The organism is Streptomyces sp. SID13726 (genome assembly GCF_010548375.1).
GTDB lineage: Bacteria > Actinomycetota > Actinomycetes > Streptomycetales > Streptomycetaceae > Streptomyces.
In genome coordinates, this window is record NZ_JAAGLY010000024.1 from 13630 (window position 1) to 28282 (window position 14653).

At 72.6% G+C, this 14653-nt stretch carries 12 protein-coding genes and 1 pseudogene; 9 read left to right on the plus strand and 4 right to left on the minus strand.

Features of this window, described 5'->3' with window-relative positions; all coding sequences use genetic code 11:
• Positions 1-23 precede the first annotated feature (23 nt).
• The 6 genes from G3I78_RS38605 to G3I78_RS38630 all read left to right on the plus strand — a co-directional run bounded on the left by G3I78_RS38605 (position 24) and on the right by G3I78_RS38630 (position 8178).
• Entirely contained in the window at positions 24-1211 is a 1188-nt protein-coding gene (locus tag G3I78_RS38605; protein ID WP_164433572.1) for an NAD(P)/FAD-dependent oxidoreductase, read from the plus strand.
• A 148-nt stretch (positions 1212-1359) separates the two neighbouring features.
• Positions 1360-2877, plus strand: a complete 1518-nt coding sequence (locus tag G3I78_RS38610) for an FAD-dependent oxidoreductase (protein ID WP_164433574.1) — start codon at positions 1360-1362, stop codon at positions 2875-2877.
• Between the two features lie 125 nt (positions 2878-3002).
• Positions 3003-5228 (plus strand): acetate--CoA ligase family protein, encoded by a 2226-nt coding sequence (locus G3I78_RS38615; RefSeq protein WP_164433576.1) that lies wholly within the window; start codon positions 3003-3005, stop codon positions 5226-5228.
• 32 nt (positions 5229-5260) lie between these two features.
• Positions 5261-6010, plus strand: coding sequence for an enoyl-CoA hydratase-related protein (locus G3I78_RS38620; RefSeq protein WP_203616103.1), 750 nt, complete (start codon positions 5261-5263; stop codon positions 6008-6010).
• Between the two features lie 58 nt (positions 6011-6068).
• On the plus strand, positions 6069-6647 hold the full coding sequence (locus G3I78_RS38625; protein WP_239158318.1) for a flavin reductase family protein: 579 nt from the start codon (positions 6069-6071) through the stop codon (positions 6645-6647).
• 163 nt (positions 6648-6810) lie between these two features.
• On the plus strand, positions 6811-8178 hold the full coding sequence (locus G3I78_RS38630) for an SMI1/KNR4 family protein (RefSeq protein ID WP_164433580.1): 1368 nt from the start codon (positions 6811-6813) through the stop codon (positions 8176-8178).
• Between the two features lie 162 nt (positions 8179-8340).
• Here G3I78_RS38630 and G3I78_RS38635 read toward each other — a convergent pair whose 3' ends face one another.
• Positions 8341-9663, minus strand: coding sequence for an MFS transporter (locus tag G3I78_RS38635; RefSeq protein ID WP_164433582.1), 1323 nt, complete (start codon positions 9661-9663; stop codon positions 8341-8343).
• Between the two features lie 71 nt (positions 9664-9734).
• Between G3I78_RS38635 and G3I78_RS38640 the strand changes: the two genes are divergently transcribed.
• Positions 9735-10793, plus strand: a complete 1059-nt coding sequence (locus G3I78_RS38640; RefSeq protein ID WP_164433584.1) for a helix-turn-helix domain-containing protein — start codon at positions 9735-9737, stop codon at positions 10791-10793.
• On the opposite strand, the pseudogene G3I78_RS38645 reads toward G3I78_RS38640, so the two are convergent.
• Positions 10782-11966, minus strand: a pseudogene (locus tag G3I78_RS38645) (MFS transporter); the annotation flags it as partial. The gene G3I78_RS38640 and the pseudogene G3I78_RS38645 overlap by 12 nt on opposite strands.
• A gap of 79 nt (positions 11967-12045) precedes the next feature.
• On the opposite strand from G3I78_RS38645, the gene G3I78_RS38650 reads away from it, so the two are divergent.
• Together G3I78_RS38650 and G3I78_RS38655 are read left to right on the plus strand one after the other, a co-directional pair.
• Positions 12046-12195, plus strand: a complete 150-nt coding sequence (locus tag G3I78_RS38650; protein ID WP_164433586.1) for a hypothetical protein — start codon at positions 12046-12048, stop codon at positions 12193-12195.
• On the plus strand, positions 12185-12337 hold the full coding sequence (locus G3I78_RS38655) for a hypothetical protein (protein WP_164433588.1): 153 nt from the start codon (positions 12185-12187) through the stop codon (positions 12335-12337). Before G3I78_RS38650 ends, G3I78_RS38655 begins: the two co-directional genes overlap by 11 nt.
• A 38-nt stretch (positions 12338-12375) precedes the next feature.
• On the opposite strand, the gene G3I78_RS38660 is transcribed toward G3I78_RS38655, so the two are convergent.
• The gene (locus G3I78_RS38660; protein ID WP_164433590.1) at positions 12376-13425 is read right to left on the minus strand and encodes a Zn-dependent alcohol dehydrogenase; all 1050 of its coding nucleotides are present in this window, start codon (positions 13423-13425) and stop codon (positions 12376-12378) included.
• Complete coding sequence (locus tag G3I78_RS38665; RefSeq protein ID WP_164433592.1) at positions 13425-14576, minus strand: acyl-CoA dehydrogenase family protein; 1152 nt, start codon at positions 14574-14576, stop codon at positions 13425-13427. Before G3I78_RS38665 ends, G3I78_RS38660 begins: the two co-directional genes overlap by 1 nt.
• Positions 14577-14653: the final 77 nt, after the last annotated feature.

The following is a 14653-nucleotide window of genomic DNA, read 5'->3' on the forward strand; positions in this document are numbered from 1 at the left end:
GCTGTCTGATTACGCTCGCGCCCATGGACGACTCCACACCCTCCGCAGGCACCACCGACCGCCCCGTGTACGTCATCGGCGGCGGCCCGGCCGGACTCGCGGTCGCGTACGCGCTGCGCGCCCGGGGCATCCGCGCGGTCGTCCTGGAGAAGGCCGACCGGGTCGGCGCCTCCTGGCGGCGCCACTACGACCGCCTCCACCTGCACACCACCCGCCGCCTGTCGGCCCTGCCCGGCCTGCCGATGCCCCGCCGCTTCGGCCGCTGGGTCGCCCGCGACGACGTGGTCCGCTACCTGGAGAAGTACGCCGAGTTCCACGAGCTGGAGACCGTCACCGGGGTCGAGGTCTCCCGCGTCGAACGCACCCCCGACGGCACCGGCTGGCTCCTGCACGCCACCGGCGGCCGCGAGTTGACCGGCGCCGCCGTGGTCGTCGCCACCGGCTACAACCACACCCCGCGGCTGCCGGACTGGCCGGGCCGCGAGACGTACAAGGGCGACCTGGCGCACGCGGGCGAGTACCGCAACCCCGAGCCGTACGCCGGCCGGGACGTCCTGGTCGTGGGCGTCGGCAACACCGGCGCCGAGATCGCCGTGGACCTGGTCGAGGGCGGTGCCTCGCGGGTACGGCTGTCCGTGCGCACCGCCCCGCACATCGTCCGCCGCTCCACGGCGGGCTGGGCGGCCCAGTACACGGGCGTTCTCGTACGACGGCTGCCGGTCGGCCTGGTGGACCGGCTGGCCCGCCCGATGGCGAAGCTCAGCGTGCCCGACCTCGCCGAGCACGGCCTGCCCCGCCCGGACACCGGCCTGTACAGCCGGGTCAAGGAGGGCGCCATCCCGGTCCAGGACGTCGGCCTCATCGACGCGATCCGCAAGGGCAGGGTGGAGGTCGTGGCCGCCGTCGACGGCTTCGAGGAGGGCGAGGTGCTCCTCGCCGACGGCACCCGGATCACGCCGGACGCGGTGATCGCGGCCACGGGGTACGTGCGCGCGCTCGACGGGCTGGTCGGCCACCTGGACGTCCTCGACGGGGTCGGGGGGCCGGTCGTCAACGGCGCCCGCGTCCCGAAGAACACCCCCGGCCTCTACTTCACCGGGTACGTCACCCCGATCAGCGGCACCTTCCGCGAGGTCGCGATCGACGCGGAGAAGATCGCGAAGGCCGTACAGAAGGAGGGCGCGGGCCGGCTCTCGCGGCTGCCCGTCTGACCCGGAACACCCCAACTCGCTTCACCAGCGCTCCTGTTACATGTGTGAGAGATGTGACAGGAGCGTTGTCGTGTGCCGTCGTACGGGGCCAGAATGTGAACACTTCTCATGTTCTAGCTCCACACTCTCTCCACTACGGAGGACGCACGTGGCACGCGACAGACAGCTCCCCCCGCTCCCCTCGGTCTCCCCGCTCTCCCGGCGCTCCCTGCTCGGCGGTGCCGCCGCCGCGGCCGGTGCCGTCGCCCTCACCGGTACCGCCGCCTCTCCGGCCTCCGCCGCCACCGCGCGTGACGTGGACGTCGCGATCGTCGGCGGTGGGCTCGCCGGGCTCACCGCGGCCCGTGACCTAGTCGCGGGCGGGAAGACGGTGGCCGTCCTGGAGGCCCGCGACCGCGTCGGCGGCCGGGTCCTCAACCTGAAGCTGGCCAACGGCGGCGAGACGGAGGGCGGCGGCGAGTTCATCGGCCCCACCCAGGACCGCATCAAGGCCCTCGCCGACTCGCTCGGGGTGGCCACCTTCGCCACCTACAACACCGGCAACAACCTGCTCTACAAGGACGGCAAGAAGACGCCGTACGCCACCGACGGCCTCCTCGGCTCGGTCCCGCCGATCGACGCCGCCGGACTCGCCAACGCGGCGATCGTGCAGGCCTCCCTCGACGACATGGCCAAGACGATCCCGGTGGACGCGCCCTGGACCGCGGCGAAGGCCGAGGAGTGGGACCGGCAGACCTTCGAGAGCTGGCTGCGCGGCAACGCCGTCATCCCGTCGGCCAAGTTCCTTCTGGACGTGGCCTGTACGTCGATCTTCTCGGCCGAGCCCCGTGAACTCTCCCTGCTGTTCGTGCTGTTCTACATCGCCGCCGCCGGCAACGAGACCACCCCCGGCACCCTGGAGCGCCTCACCGAGACCGCGGGCGGCGCCCAGGAGCTGCGCTTCGTCGGCGGCTCGCAGCTGGTGCCGATCAAGCTCGCCGCGACACTGGGCGACCGGGTGGTGCTGAACGCCCCGGTGCGCACGATCGCCAAGTCCGGCTCCAAGTACGTCGTCACGGCCGACGGGGTCACCGTCACCGCCAAGCGGGTCGTGGTCGCCGTACCGCCGCCGCTCGCGGCCCGCATCACCTACGACCCGCTGCTCCCGGCCGCCCGCGACCAGCTCACCCAGCGGCTGCCGATGGCCTCGGTCGGCAAGGCGATCGCCATCTACGACACCCCGTTCTGGCGGGCCGACGGTCTCAACGGCCAGGTCGTCAGCGACACCGGTGTGATCAGCTCGACCTTCGACAACTCCCCGCCGGACGCGTCCTACGGCGCCCTGATGGGCTTCATCGAGGCCGACGAGGCCCGCAAGTACGACGCGGCGAGCGAGGCGGAGGTGAAGGCGGCCGTCCTCAAGGACTACGTGACCTACTTCGGCTCGAAAGCGGCCTCCCCCACCTCCTTCGTGCTGCAACGCTGGAACAACGAGGCCTACACCCGCGGCGGCCCCGTCTCCATCGGCGCGCCCGGTGTGCTGACCCAGTACGGCCCCGCCCTGCGCACCCCGGTCGGTGGCATCCACTGGGCGGGGACGGAGACGTCCGTGCACTGGATGGGCTTCATGGACGGAGCCGTCCGCTCCGGCGAGCGGGTGGCGAAGGAGGTACTCGCGGTGCTGTAGGTGCCGCGCGATCAACAGCGCTGTTTCGCCAACTTTGTGTGCACGCCCGTTCCTGACAACCCGTCAGTTCTGTAATCTGACAGTGCGTCAGTTGTTCACGCTGTCACACAGGAGCGGGCGGACCGATGCTTGGATCAACCCACGGCACCCTCACCACCGACTCCCGCCGGGCCCGGGTCATCGCATGCGGCGAGCAACCCGGACCCGCCGTCCACGGCAGGCCGGCCGATGTCGACGACCTCGACGTCGGCGGCCGACCGCTGTATACGGACGTCCCCGATCTGGACCGGTTCTTCCGGCCGGAATCGGTCGCCGTGATCGGCGCCTCGGACGCCGAGGGCCGCCCGAACACCGGGGTCACCCGGCAGCTGGTCGACTGGGCGGAACGGGTCGGGGCCCGGCTGCACCCGGTGAACCCGACCCGTCCGGCCGTCTTCGGCATCCCCTGCGTGCCGTCCGTCTCCGACCTGCCCGAACAGGTCGACCTCGCCGTCCTGTTGGTCGCCGACCCGCTGCCGGTGATCGAGCGGCTGGCCGAGGCCAAGGTGAAGTTCGCGGTCGTCTTCGCCTCCGGGTTCGCCGAGACCGGCGAGGAGGGGGCGCTCGCGCAGGAGCGTCTCGCCGCCGCCGTGGCCGAGTCCGGGATGCGGCTGCTCGGCCCCAACACCAACCTGAACGCGTTCTCCTCCTTCCGCGAGGACCTCGACGGCCCCGGCATCGCCCTGATCACCCAGTCAGGACACCAGGGCCGCCCGGTCTACGCCCTCCAGGAACTCGGTATCCGGCTCACCCACTGGGCGCCCACCGGCAACGAGGCCGACTTGGAGACCGCCGACTTCCTCTCCTACTTCGCCGAGCGCCCCGAGGTCGGCGCCATCGCCTGCTACGTCGAGGGCCTGAAGGACGGCCGCTCCTTCCTGCTCGCCGCCGACCGCGCCGCCCGCCGCCAGGTGCCGGTGGTCGCGGTCAAGGTGGGCCGCACCGAGACCGGCGCCCGTACGGCCGCCTCCCACACCGGCAAACTCACCGGCGCGGACAAGGTGGTGGACGCGGCGATGCGGCAGTACGGCGTGATCCGCGTCGACGGCCTCGACGAACTCCAGGACACCGCGGCCCTGTTGGCCCGCGCACGGCCGCCGCGGGCCGAGGGGGTCGTCGTCTACTCCATCTCCGGCGGCACCGGCGCCCACTTCGCCGACCTCGCGACGGAGGCGGGCCTGAGGCTGCCCGCCCTGTCGGAGGCCAAGCAGGCCGAACTGCACCAGTGGATACCGGAGTTCCTGAGCGTGGCCAACCCCGTTGACAACGGCGGGCATCCGGTCGGCGACTGGCGGGGCCGGAAGATCATCGACGCGATCCTCGCCGACCCGTCGGTGGGCGTGCTGATCTGCCCGGTGACCGGGCCCTTCCCGCCCCTGAGCGACCGGCTGGTCCAGGACCTGGTGGACGCGGCCGAGCAGACCGACAAGCTGGTGTGCGTGGTGTGGGGCTCGCCGGTCGGCACCGAACCGGCCTACCGTGAGGTCCTGTTGGGCTCCTCCCGGGTGGCCACCTTTCGCACGGTCGGCAACTGCATCACCGCCGTCCGCGCCTATCTCGACCACCACCGCTTCGTCACCGGCTACCGCTCCCCCTTCGACGAGGCCCCGCGCACCCCCTCGCCGTCCTTCCGCAAGGCACAGGCCCTGATGCGCCCGGGCCAGCAGCTCAGCGAGCACGCGGCGAAGCAACTGCTGCGGGCGTACGGCATCCGGGTGCCGCGCGAGCAGCTGGTGACCAGTGCGGCGGCGGCCGTCCGCGCGGCGGGCCTGGTGGGCTACCCGGTCGTCATGAAGGCATCCGGCGCGAAGATCGCCCACAAGACCGAACTCGGCCTGGTGCGGATCGAGTTGACCTCCGCCAGCCAAGTCCGCGACGCCTACCGCGAGTTGACGGACATCGCCCGCTACGAGGACGTCTCCCTGGACGGTGTCCTGGTCTGCCAGATGATCGAGCGGGGCGTGGAGATGGTCGTCGGGGCCGCGCACGACGAGCTGTTCGGGCCGACGGTGACGGTCGGGCTCGGCGGGGTCCTGGTCGAGGTGCTGCGCGACACCGCCGTACGCGTGCCGCCGTTCGGGGAGGAGCAGGCCCGGGACATGCTGGAGGACCTGCGCGGGCGAGCCCTGCTGGACGGGGTCAGGGGGCGGCCCCCGGCGGATCTCGACGCGCTCGTGGAAGTGGTGCTCCGGGTGCAGCGCATGGTGATGGAGCTGGGGGACGACCTCGCGGAGCTGGACATCAACCCGCTGATGGTGCTGCCCAGGGGGCAGGGGGCGGTGGCGCTCGACGCGCTGGTGGTGTGCCGGTGAGCGAGGTGCTGCACCGCGTCGACGGCCAGGTCATGCACCTCACCCTCAACCGGCCCGAGGTCCTCAACGCCCTCACTCCCGGCCAACGGGACCTGCTCATCGGGCTGTTGGGGCGGGCGTCGGCCGATCCGGAGGTACGGGCCGTGGTCCTCACCGGGACCGGGCGCGGCTTCTGCGCGGGCGCGGACCTGCGGGGCGGGGCGGCGGACGGCGAGCGCGTGGCCGGCGACGTCGCCCGTACGATCCGCCTCGGCGCCCAGCGTCTGATCGCGGCCGTCCTCGACTGCGAGAAACCGGTGATCGCGGCGGTGAACGGCACCGCGGCCGGCCTCGGCGCGCATCTCGCCCTCGCCTGCGATCTGGTCCTGGCCGCCGAATCGGCAAGGTTCATCGAGGTGTTCGTGCGCCGGGGCCTGGTCCCCGACGGCGGCGGCGCCTACCTCCTGACCCGACTTCTGGGCCCGCAGCGCGCCAAGGAGCTGATGTTCTTCGGCGACGCGCTCACCGCCCCGGACGCCGAACGCCTCGGCCTGGTCAACCGGGTAGTGGCGGACGGGGAGTTGGACAAGACGGCCCGCGAATGGGCGGCCCGGCTCGCCACCGGCCCGACCCGCGCCCTCGCCCTCACCAAACAGCTCGTGAACGCCTCCCTGGACTCCGACCGCGCCACCGCCTTCGCCGCGGAGGCAACCGCGCAGGAGATCAACATGACGACGGCGGACGCGCGGGAGGGCGTGGCGAGCTTCGTGGCGCGCAGGAGCCCTGAGTACCGGGGGCGTTGAGGGTTCGGCCGCCCGGGGCTTCCCATCTGACACACCGTCAGCTTCAATGGGAGATGTGATGGGACAAGCAGGGATGGCGGAAGCGGCCGTCCGCTACCTCAGGTCCGGCAGGGCCCTCTCCGTCGAGGCGCTGCCCCGCCCGGAGTTGCGGTGTGTCCGCGAGGACGAGCGGGCGCCGGTCGACCAGGCCGAGTTCCGGCGCGTGCTCGGGAACTTCGCGAGCGGGGTCACGGTGGTCACGGCCCCCGGCACCCCTCCCGCCGGCTTCGCCTGCCAGTCCTTCTCCTCCCTCTCCCTCGACCCGCCGCTCGTCGCCTTCATGGTGGGCCGTACGTCGACGACCTGGCCGCGGATCGCCCGGGCGGGCGTGTTCTGCGTGAACGTACTGAGCGCGGAACAGGGCCCGCTGTGCAGGGCGTTCGCGGCGCGCGGCGCGGACAAGTTCGCGGGCGTGGACCACGACCCGGCGCCGGTCTCCGGCTCTCCCCGGCTCGCGGGCACGCTCGCGTGGATCGACTGCACGATCCACGCGGTGCACACCGGCGGCGACCATCTGATCGTGGTGGGGCGGGTGGACGCGCTGGGGACGGGGGAGGGCGAGTCGCCGCTGCTGTTCCACCGGGGGCGGTTCGTGTGAGGGGCCGGGGACGGTTCGTCTGAGGGACCGGGCAGTTCGTCTGAGAGATCGCCTGAGGGACTGGTGGCGGTTCGCCTGAGGTACCGGGGCCGTACGGCCCGTTGTCAGTGGTCTCCGTGATAATCGGTTTCGTCCCGTTCACCGGTACGGCCGGAGGCTCCCGTTGTCCTCGATCCACACGTTCGCCACCTGGGAACCGCTGCTCAGGCTCCTGCACGCCCAGCACGCGGAGCGCCTCGCCCCGACGGGCGGCCATGTCGCCGGCCGGATCGGTCACGGCTCGTGGAGCGTGCCCCTGCACCGGCCGTCCCCGCCACCGGGCCGGGCCGCCCAGATCGAGGACTCGCAGGCCGAGTACGACGCGATCGGGCTGGTGCACACCGCGCTCACCGAGTCCGGCACCGACGACGTCACCTTCGTGGCGGAGATCTTCCCGGCCGGCAGAACCGTCCTCCACCTCCTCGACCACGGTCCCGCCGTGGAGCCCGGCATCGGCGGACCGCACCCGGGATCGATCCACCTGGTCGAGGACGCCGTGGCGGAGCCGTGGCGGCGGCTGCCCGACCCCGTGACCGGAGCCGTACCGGACCCGGCGGCCGACCCCACGCTGCTGGAGCGGACGCTGCGCGAGCGGCTGCCGGACGCGATCGGCGCCACGGAGGCGGAGATCGCGGCCGCGGAGGAGCGCCTCTGCATACCGCTGCCCGAAGAGCTGAAGGCGCTGTACCGGGTGGTGCGGGCGCACTGGGAGGACTGGGACGGCGACTACGAGAAGGCGGAGCGGGTCGCCGAGGCGGTCGGCTGCGAGTTGCTCCCTCTCGACGACGTGTACGTCGCCGACGCCTCGTCCCGGTGGTGCCCCTGGCAGTTCGCGGCGATGGAGGCGGTCGTCACCCCGCCCGACGCCGCCGTGCAGGGCCTGGTCGGCTCACCGGGCTGGATCGTCTTCGGTGACAACGGCGGCGGCGACCGGCTCGCGATCGACCTGACCCCGGGCCCGCGCGGCCACTCGGGGCAGATCATCCTGCTCAGCCACGAGGAGAACATCGGCGGCATCCTCCTGGCCCCGTCCCTCACCGGCCTGGTGCTCGACGGCGAGTCCGGTGAGGAGGGTTCCCGGCGCCGCGAGACGCCCGCCGTGGCCTACGTCAACGTCCACGGGGTGAGCAGTGTCCAGGCCGCCGCCGACCCCGCCCTCGAAGTGCTGTCCATCGGCGTGTGGGAGGGCGGCCCGGTCAGCCTGGCCCCCGTCGCCGGACTGCCCCGGCTGCGCACGCTCAGCGCGTATCCCGGCACGCTCGCCGACCCGCTGGAGATCACCAAGCTGACCGGCCTCGAGTACCTGGAGCTCGGCCCGGAGGACTGGCGGGTCCTGCTCGACGCCGACGCGGTCCCCCGGAGCCTGCTCGCGGCGGGCATCGAGGTCCACGGCGAGCGCCACCCGCTCCCGATCGTGGACCTCGCGAACGAACTCCTCGCGCTGTGGAACCGCCCGCCGATCACACGGACCGTGCTGGAGGGCGACCTCTAGGCGGTCGGGCGGTGAGGCGGGCGGGGGCAGACGGTCCGACGGCGAGGCAGTCGGGGCCAGACCGTCCGACGGCGAGACGGGCGGGGCCAGACCGTCCGACGGCGAGACGGGCGGGGCCAGACCGTCCGACGGCGAGACGGGCGGGGGCAGACCGTCAGACGGTCACGCGCTCGCGAGCGCGGAGGCGGAGGCGGAGCCAGGGGCGGCCGGCCGCCGCCGGATCACGAGCGCCATGAGCGCCGCCGCCGCGCACAGCGCCCCCGACGCGTACCAGACCATGTCGTACGTCCCGAAGACGTCCCGGGCGACACCGCCGAGGAAGGCGACGAGGGCGGCGCCGACCTGGTGCGAGGCGAGGACCCAGCCGAAGACGATCGCGCTGTCCTCGCCGTACTGCTCGCGGCACAGGGCGACGGTGGGCGGGACGGTGGCGACCCAGTCGAGGCCGTAGAAGACGATGAAGAAGAGCATCGGCGGGTGGACCGAGGGGGCGAGCAGCATGGGCAGGAAGAGCAGCGAGACACCGCGCAGGGCGTAGTAGACGGCGAGCAGGCGACGGGGCTCGAAGCGGTCGGTGAACCAGCCGGAGGCGACGGTGCCGACGACGTCGAAGACACCGATGACCGCGAGCAGCGAGGCGGCGGCCGTGACGGGCATGCCGTGGTCGTGGGCGGCGGGCACGAAGTGGGTCTGGATCAGGCCGTTGGTGGAGGCCCCGCAGATCGCGAAGGTGCCGGCGAGCAGCCAGAAGGGCCCGGTGCGGGCGGCCTTGAACAGCACCGTCACCGCCCGGCGCGCGGCACCGGTCACCGGAGCGGGCTTCGGCACGAACTCCGTCGCGCCGTACGGCCGTAGCCCCACGTCGGCCGGGTGGTCGCGCAGCAGCAGCCAGACGAAGGGCACGACCGCGAGGGCGGCGAGCGCGACCGTGATCGCCGCCGGTCGCCAGTCGTGCTTCTCCACCATCCAGGACAGCGCAGGCAAGAAGATCAGCTGCCCCGAGGCGGAGGCGGCGGTCAGGATGCCGGTGACCAGCCCGCGCCGCTCGGTGAACCAGCGGTTGGTGACGGTCGCGGCGAAGGCGAGAGCCATGGACCCGCTGCCGAGCCCGACCAGCAGGCCCCAGTAGAGCATCAGCTGCCAGGCCGCCGTCATCCACACGGTCAGCCCCGAACCGATCGCGATCACGGTCAACGCGACCGCGACCACCCGCCGAATACCGAACCGGTCCATCAGCGCCGCCGCGAAGGGCGCGGTCAGCCCGTAGAGCGCGAGGTTGACGGAGACGGCCGCGCCGATCGTCCCGCGCGACCACCCGAACTCCTGGTTCAGCGGATCGATGAGCAGCCCCGGCAACGACCGGAAGGCGGCCGCCCCGATGATCGTCACGAAGGTGACGGCGGCGACGAACCAGGCGCGGTGGATACGGAATCCTCCGGGGGACCGGGTTTCCTCGACGGCTGCGGCTTCGGTTGTCTGGGTCACGACATAGAGCTTGCGGCCTGCGCCTTCCCGGATCCATTGGCCCGAAGGACAGCATTCGTTAGGATCAGGCCATGAAACCGCATCGCGTGGTCGTCCTCGCCATGGACGGGGTGCTCCCCTTCGAGCTGGGTATCCCGCACCGGATCTTCGGGCGGCCCAAGGACGCGGAGGGGCGTCAGCTGTACGACGTCGTCACCTGCTCGATCCGTCCGCCGGGGCCGGTGCAGACCGACGCCGACTTCGCGATCCAGGTCGAGCACGGGCCCGAGGCCCTGGCCACCGCGGACACCGTGATCGTCCCGGCGTCGTACGAACTCGGGCCGGTCTTCGAGCAGGGTGTGCTGACCGACCGACTGGCCGCCGCCCTCGCCCACATCCGCCCCGGCACCCGACTCGCCTCCATCTGCACCGGCGTCTACGTCCTCGCCGCCGCCGGTCGCCTGGACGGCCGCCCCGCCACCACGCACTGGGCCGACGCCGACCGGCTCCAGCAGCTCTTCCCGCAGGTCAGGGTCGACCCGGACGTCCTGTTCATCGACGACGGCGACGTCCTGACCTCCGCGGGCGTGGCCGCCGGGCTCGACCTGTGCCTGCACATGGTGCGCCGCGACCACGGCACCGCGGTCGCCACCGAGGTGGCCCGCCGCACCGTCGTACCGCCGCACCGCGACGGCGGACAGGCGCAGTACATCCACCGGCCGGTGCCCGATCCGCAGCAGTCGACCACGACCTCGGCCCGTACCTGGGCGCTGGGCCGGCTGCACGAGCCGATCCAGTTGCGGGACATGGCCGAGCAGGAGGCCATGTCGGTGCGCACCTTCACGCGCCGCTTCCGCGAGGAGGTCGGCGTCAGCCCCGGCCAGTGGCTCACCCAGCAGCGGGTGGAGCGGGCCCGGCACCTCCTGGAGTCCACCGGCCTCTCCGTCGACCAGGTCGCCCACGACGCGGGCTTCGGCACCGCCCAGTCGATGCGCCAGCACCTACAGACGGCTCTCGGGGTCACGCCGACCGCGTATCGCCGTACCTTCCGGGCCGGGGGCGGGGTCGGGGACGAGGCCGGGGGCGGGGTCGGGGACGGGGGCCTCGACGGCTCCGCCGCGCGACACGGCGATGTCGGCGCCCCGCGCTGACCTCCCCGCCCGGCGCACCTCGCCCCACCACCCCACCCCCGTCAGCAGGAGGGTCAGCACCACCCCGGCCAGGATCGCGCGGGACGGCTCCGTCACCTTGAGCAGGGCTCCGGCGAGCGAACCGGTGGCCGCGTAGCCCGCGCCCGCCGCCGCGTACATCACGGAGTACCCGGCGGCCAGGGCGGCGGGCGGAAGCGCGTCGCGCAGGGCCAGGTTGCGGGTGAGCAGCGCGCCCACCTGGAGCAGACCGCCGACGGCGAGCGCGACCGCGATCCCGGCGGGGTCCGGTATCAGCGCGACCAGGGTCACGCAGACCGACGTTCCGCACATCAGCACGACACCGCGGGTGCGCAGCAGGCCGGGCCAGGTGCGCAGGCCGTACAGGAACGCCCCGAGTCCGCCGCCCACCGCCAGCCCGGTCAGCATCGGCCCGGACCAGCCGACGCCGATGCCCCGCTGTTCGAGCAGGGCGGGCAACGCGAGTTCGGCGAGCCCCAGCAGGCTGAGACTGGCCGCGCCCATGACGTACACCGGCCAGGCACCGAGCAGCAGTCGGCGCGACGACGTACCGCTCCACGCCCCGCCCTCCGCGTCGTCGGCCACCTCCCACCCGGCCGGCAGCAGCCACAGCCCCGTCACCGAAGCGGCCATCAGACCGGCGGTCAGCAGCAGCGGGACCCGCGGCGCGACTCCGAGGGCGAGGCCGGTGACGGCGGCCGGGGAGACCGCCCAGATGACGGAGTTGAGCATGGACTCGGTGGACAGCGCCTGCGCCACGGCCCGTTCGGGGACGATCTCGGTGAGCAGCGCGCGCAGGCCACCGGTCGCCGCGGCCGGGGCGGCCCCGGCGAGGAACGCGAACGCGCCCAGCACCAGGAAGCTCGCGTGCGGAAACAGCCCGAGCCCGGCGAACCCCGCGGCGCCGGCCGCGAGCCCCACGGCCAGCTGGGGCCGGGGACGCTCCGGACGAAGCCGCATCCCGAGCACCGGAGCGCCGATGATCTCGCCGATCACGTACACCGCCGCGAGCATCGCCCCCAGCGCATACCCTCCCGGTCGCTCGCGCACCAGGAAGACGAGGGCGAGCGGAGCCATCGCCACCGGCATCCGGGCGCCGACGGTCGTGCACGCCCAGACCAGGACCTTGGGGTTGGCGACATCGCGGTACGTCATGCGCCGAAACTAGGCCCCGGCACCGACATCGCCCCAACGGTTTTCCCGACCCTGTGGAAAACCCCGTACCGATGGCCGGATGCCCGATGAACGAGCGCATGCCCAATGCGCGTCGGGACAGCGGATTCTGCTGTTCGACGGTGCGGTGCACGGCTACGACGCGATGTTCTGCGAGAGCCGGGACGAGGACGCACTGCGCACTCGCCGCGCCGCGCTTCGTGGACCCTGAAGATCCCGACCTGGTCGTACTCGCCGACGGTCGTCGCATCCCGTTCGAGACCGCCCGGCACGCCGCCTTCGACGCGCTGTCCATAGTCGCCACGAACGAGCGGGGCCGGGCCACCGATGTCGTATCGGAGGAACTGGCCTGAGCGCGCTCTCGGTGAGCACGTCGCCCCGGCGCCCCCCACTAGAACGTCAGCACCCCCCGGGCCACCCGCCCCGCCTCCGCGTCCTCCACCGCCTTCTCGAAGTCCTCGATCGGATAGGTCTCGGTGACCAGTTCGTCGAGGAACAGGCGGCCCTGGCGGTAGAGGTCGGCGTAGAGGGGGATGTCGTGCTGGGGGCGTGAGGAGCCGTAGCGGCAGCCGAGGACGGACTTGTCGAGGAACATCGACGCGACGACGAAGGACGCCTCCGCGCCCGCCGCCGGCATCCCGAGCAGCACCGCCTGGCCGTGCCGGTCGAGCGAGTCGACGGCGGCGCGGACGAGTTCGACGCGGCCGACGCACTCGAAGGCGTGGTCCACACCGTACGGCAGCAACTCCCGTACCCCGTCCACGGAGTTCAGGAAGTCGGTCGCCCCGAACCGGCGGGCCATCGCCTCCTTGGCCGGGTTGGCGTCCACGGCCACGATCCGCGAGGCCCCCGCGATCCGCGCCCCCTGGATGACGTTGAGCCCGATCCCGCCGGTCCCGATCACCAGCACGCTGTCGCCCCGGTCCACCCGGGCCCGGTTGAGCACGGCGCCCACCCCGGTCAGCACCCCGCACCCGATGAGCGCGGCGGACGTCAGCGGGATGTCGTCGGGGATTCGGACCGCCTGGACGGCCTTCACCACGGTCCGTTCCGCGAAGGCGGAGTTGCTCGCGAACTGGTACACCGGCCGACCGCCCCGCGAGAACGGCTTCTGGGGCCGCCCAACTGCCTTGCGGCACATGGTCGGACGCCCCCGGTCGCAGTCGGCGCAGGCCCCGCAGTTGGCGAGCGTGGACAGCGCCACGTGGTCCCCGGGCCCGACATGGCCGACCCCCTCCCCCACCGCCTCGACGACCCCCGCGCCCTCGTGCCCGAGCACCACCGGCACCGGGAACGGGATCGTCCCGTCCACCACCGACAGGTCGCTGTGGCACAGCCCGGCCGCCGAGATCGCCACCCGCACCTCCCCGGGCCCCGGCTCCCGCACCTCCAGATCGTCGACGACCTCGATCCGCTTCCCGTCGAACAGCACTCCGCGCATCAGACGACCCCCTTGGGTTCCCTGGGCAGACCGAGCACCCGCTCGGCGATGATGGTGCGCTGGATCTGGTCCGAGCCGCCGTAGATCGTGTCGGCCCGCGAGAACAGGAACAGGTGCTGGAGATCGTCGAGTTCGTACGGCGACGAGGGCGACCACTCCCGGGGCCCGACCGCCGCCTCCGCCCCCCGCACCAGCATCGCCAGCTCCCCGAGCCGCCGATGCCACCCCGCCCACAGCAGCTTGGCCACATTGGGAGCCCCGGCGTCCCCCGAACTCCCCAGCGTCCGCAGGGCGTTCCACCGCATGACCCGCAACTCCGCCCACTGCCGCACGAGCAGATCGCGTACGACGGGATCGGCCACCGCCCCGACCCGTACGGCGGTCTCCATCACCCGGCTCAACTCCTGGGCGAACCCCACCTGTTGGGCCAGCGTGGACACCCCCCGCTCGAACCCGAGCAGGCTCATCGCCACCCGCCAGCCGTTCCCCGCGCCCCCGACGACATGCTCCGCACGCGCACAAGCCCCGTCGAAGAACACCTCGTTGAACTCGCTGGTCCCGGTCAGCTGCCGAATCGGCCGCACCTCGACCCGCCCTGGCTGATCCATGGGCACGAGCAGGAAGGACAGCCCGTGATGCCGGTTCGACTCCGGATCGGTCCTGGCCAGCACGAAACACCAGTCCGCCTCGTGCGCGAGGGAGGTCCAGATCTTCTGCCCGCTGATCCGGTACGACCCGTCCGACGCGAGCGACGCCCTGGTCCGCACCCCGGCCAGATCCGACCCGGCCCCGGGTTCGCTGTACCCCTGACACCACAACTCGTCCCCGGCGGCGACGGGCGGAAGGAAACGAGCCTTCTGCTCCTCACTGCCGTGCGCGAGCAGCGTGGGCGCAAGCAGCTTCTCCCCGATGTGCCCCGACCGCGCCGGTGCGCCCGACCGCGCGTACTCCTCGGCCCAGGCCACCTGCTGGGTCAGCGTGGCGGTCCGGTTTCCGTAACCGCCTTCGGACCAACCAAGCCCGATCCAGCCGGACTTACCGAGGGTCCGTTCCCAGGCACGACGGTCCTGAGCACCATCGGCGTGGGCCGAGAGCCATTCCCGCACTTCGGCACGGAACGCCTCATCGTCGCCGGTGAATCCAAAATCCACGAGGGTCTCCTATCGACACCGGTCCAGGCATCCCAGCCAGGGGCGCGGGGAGCTGCGCGACCAGCCACAGACAACCC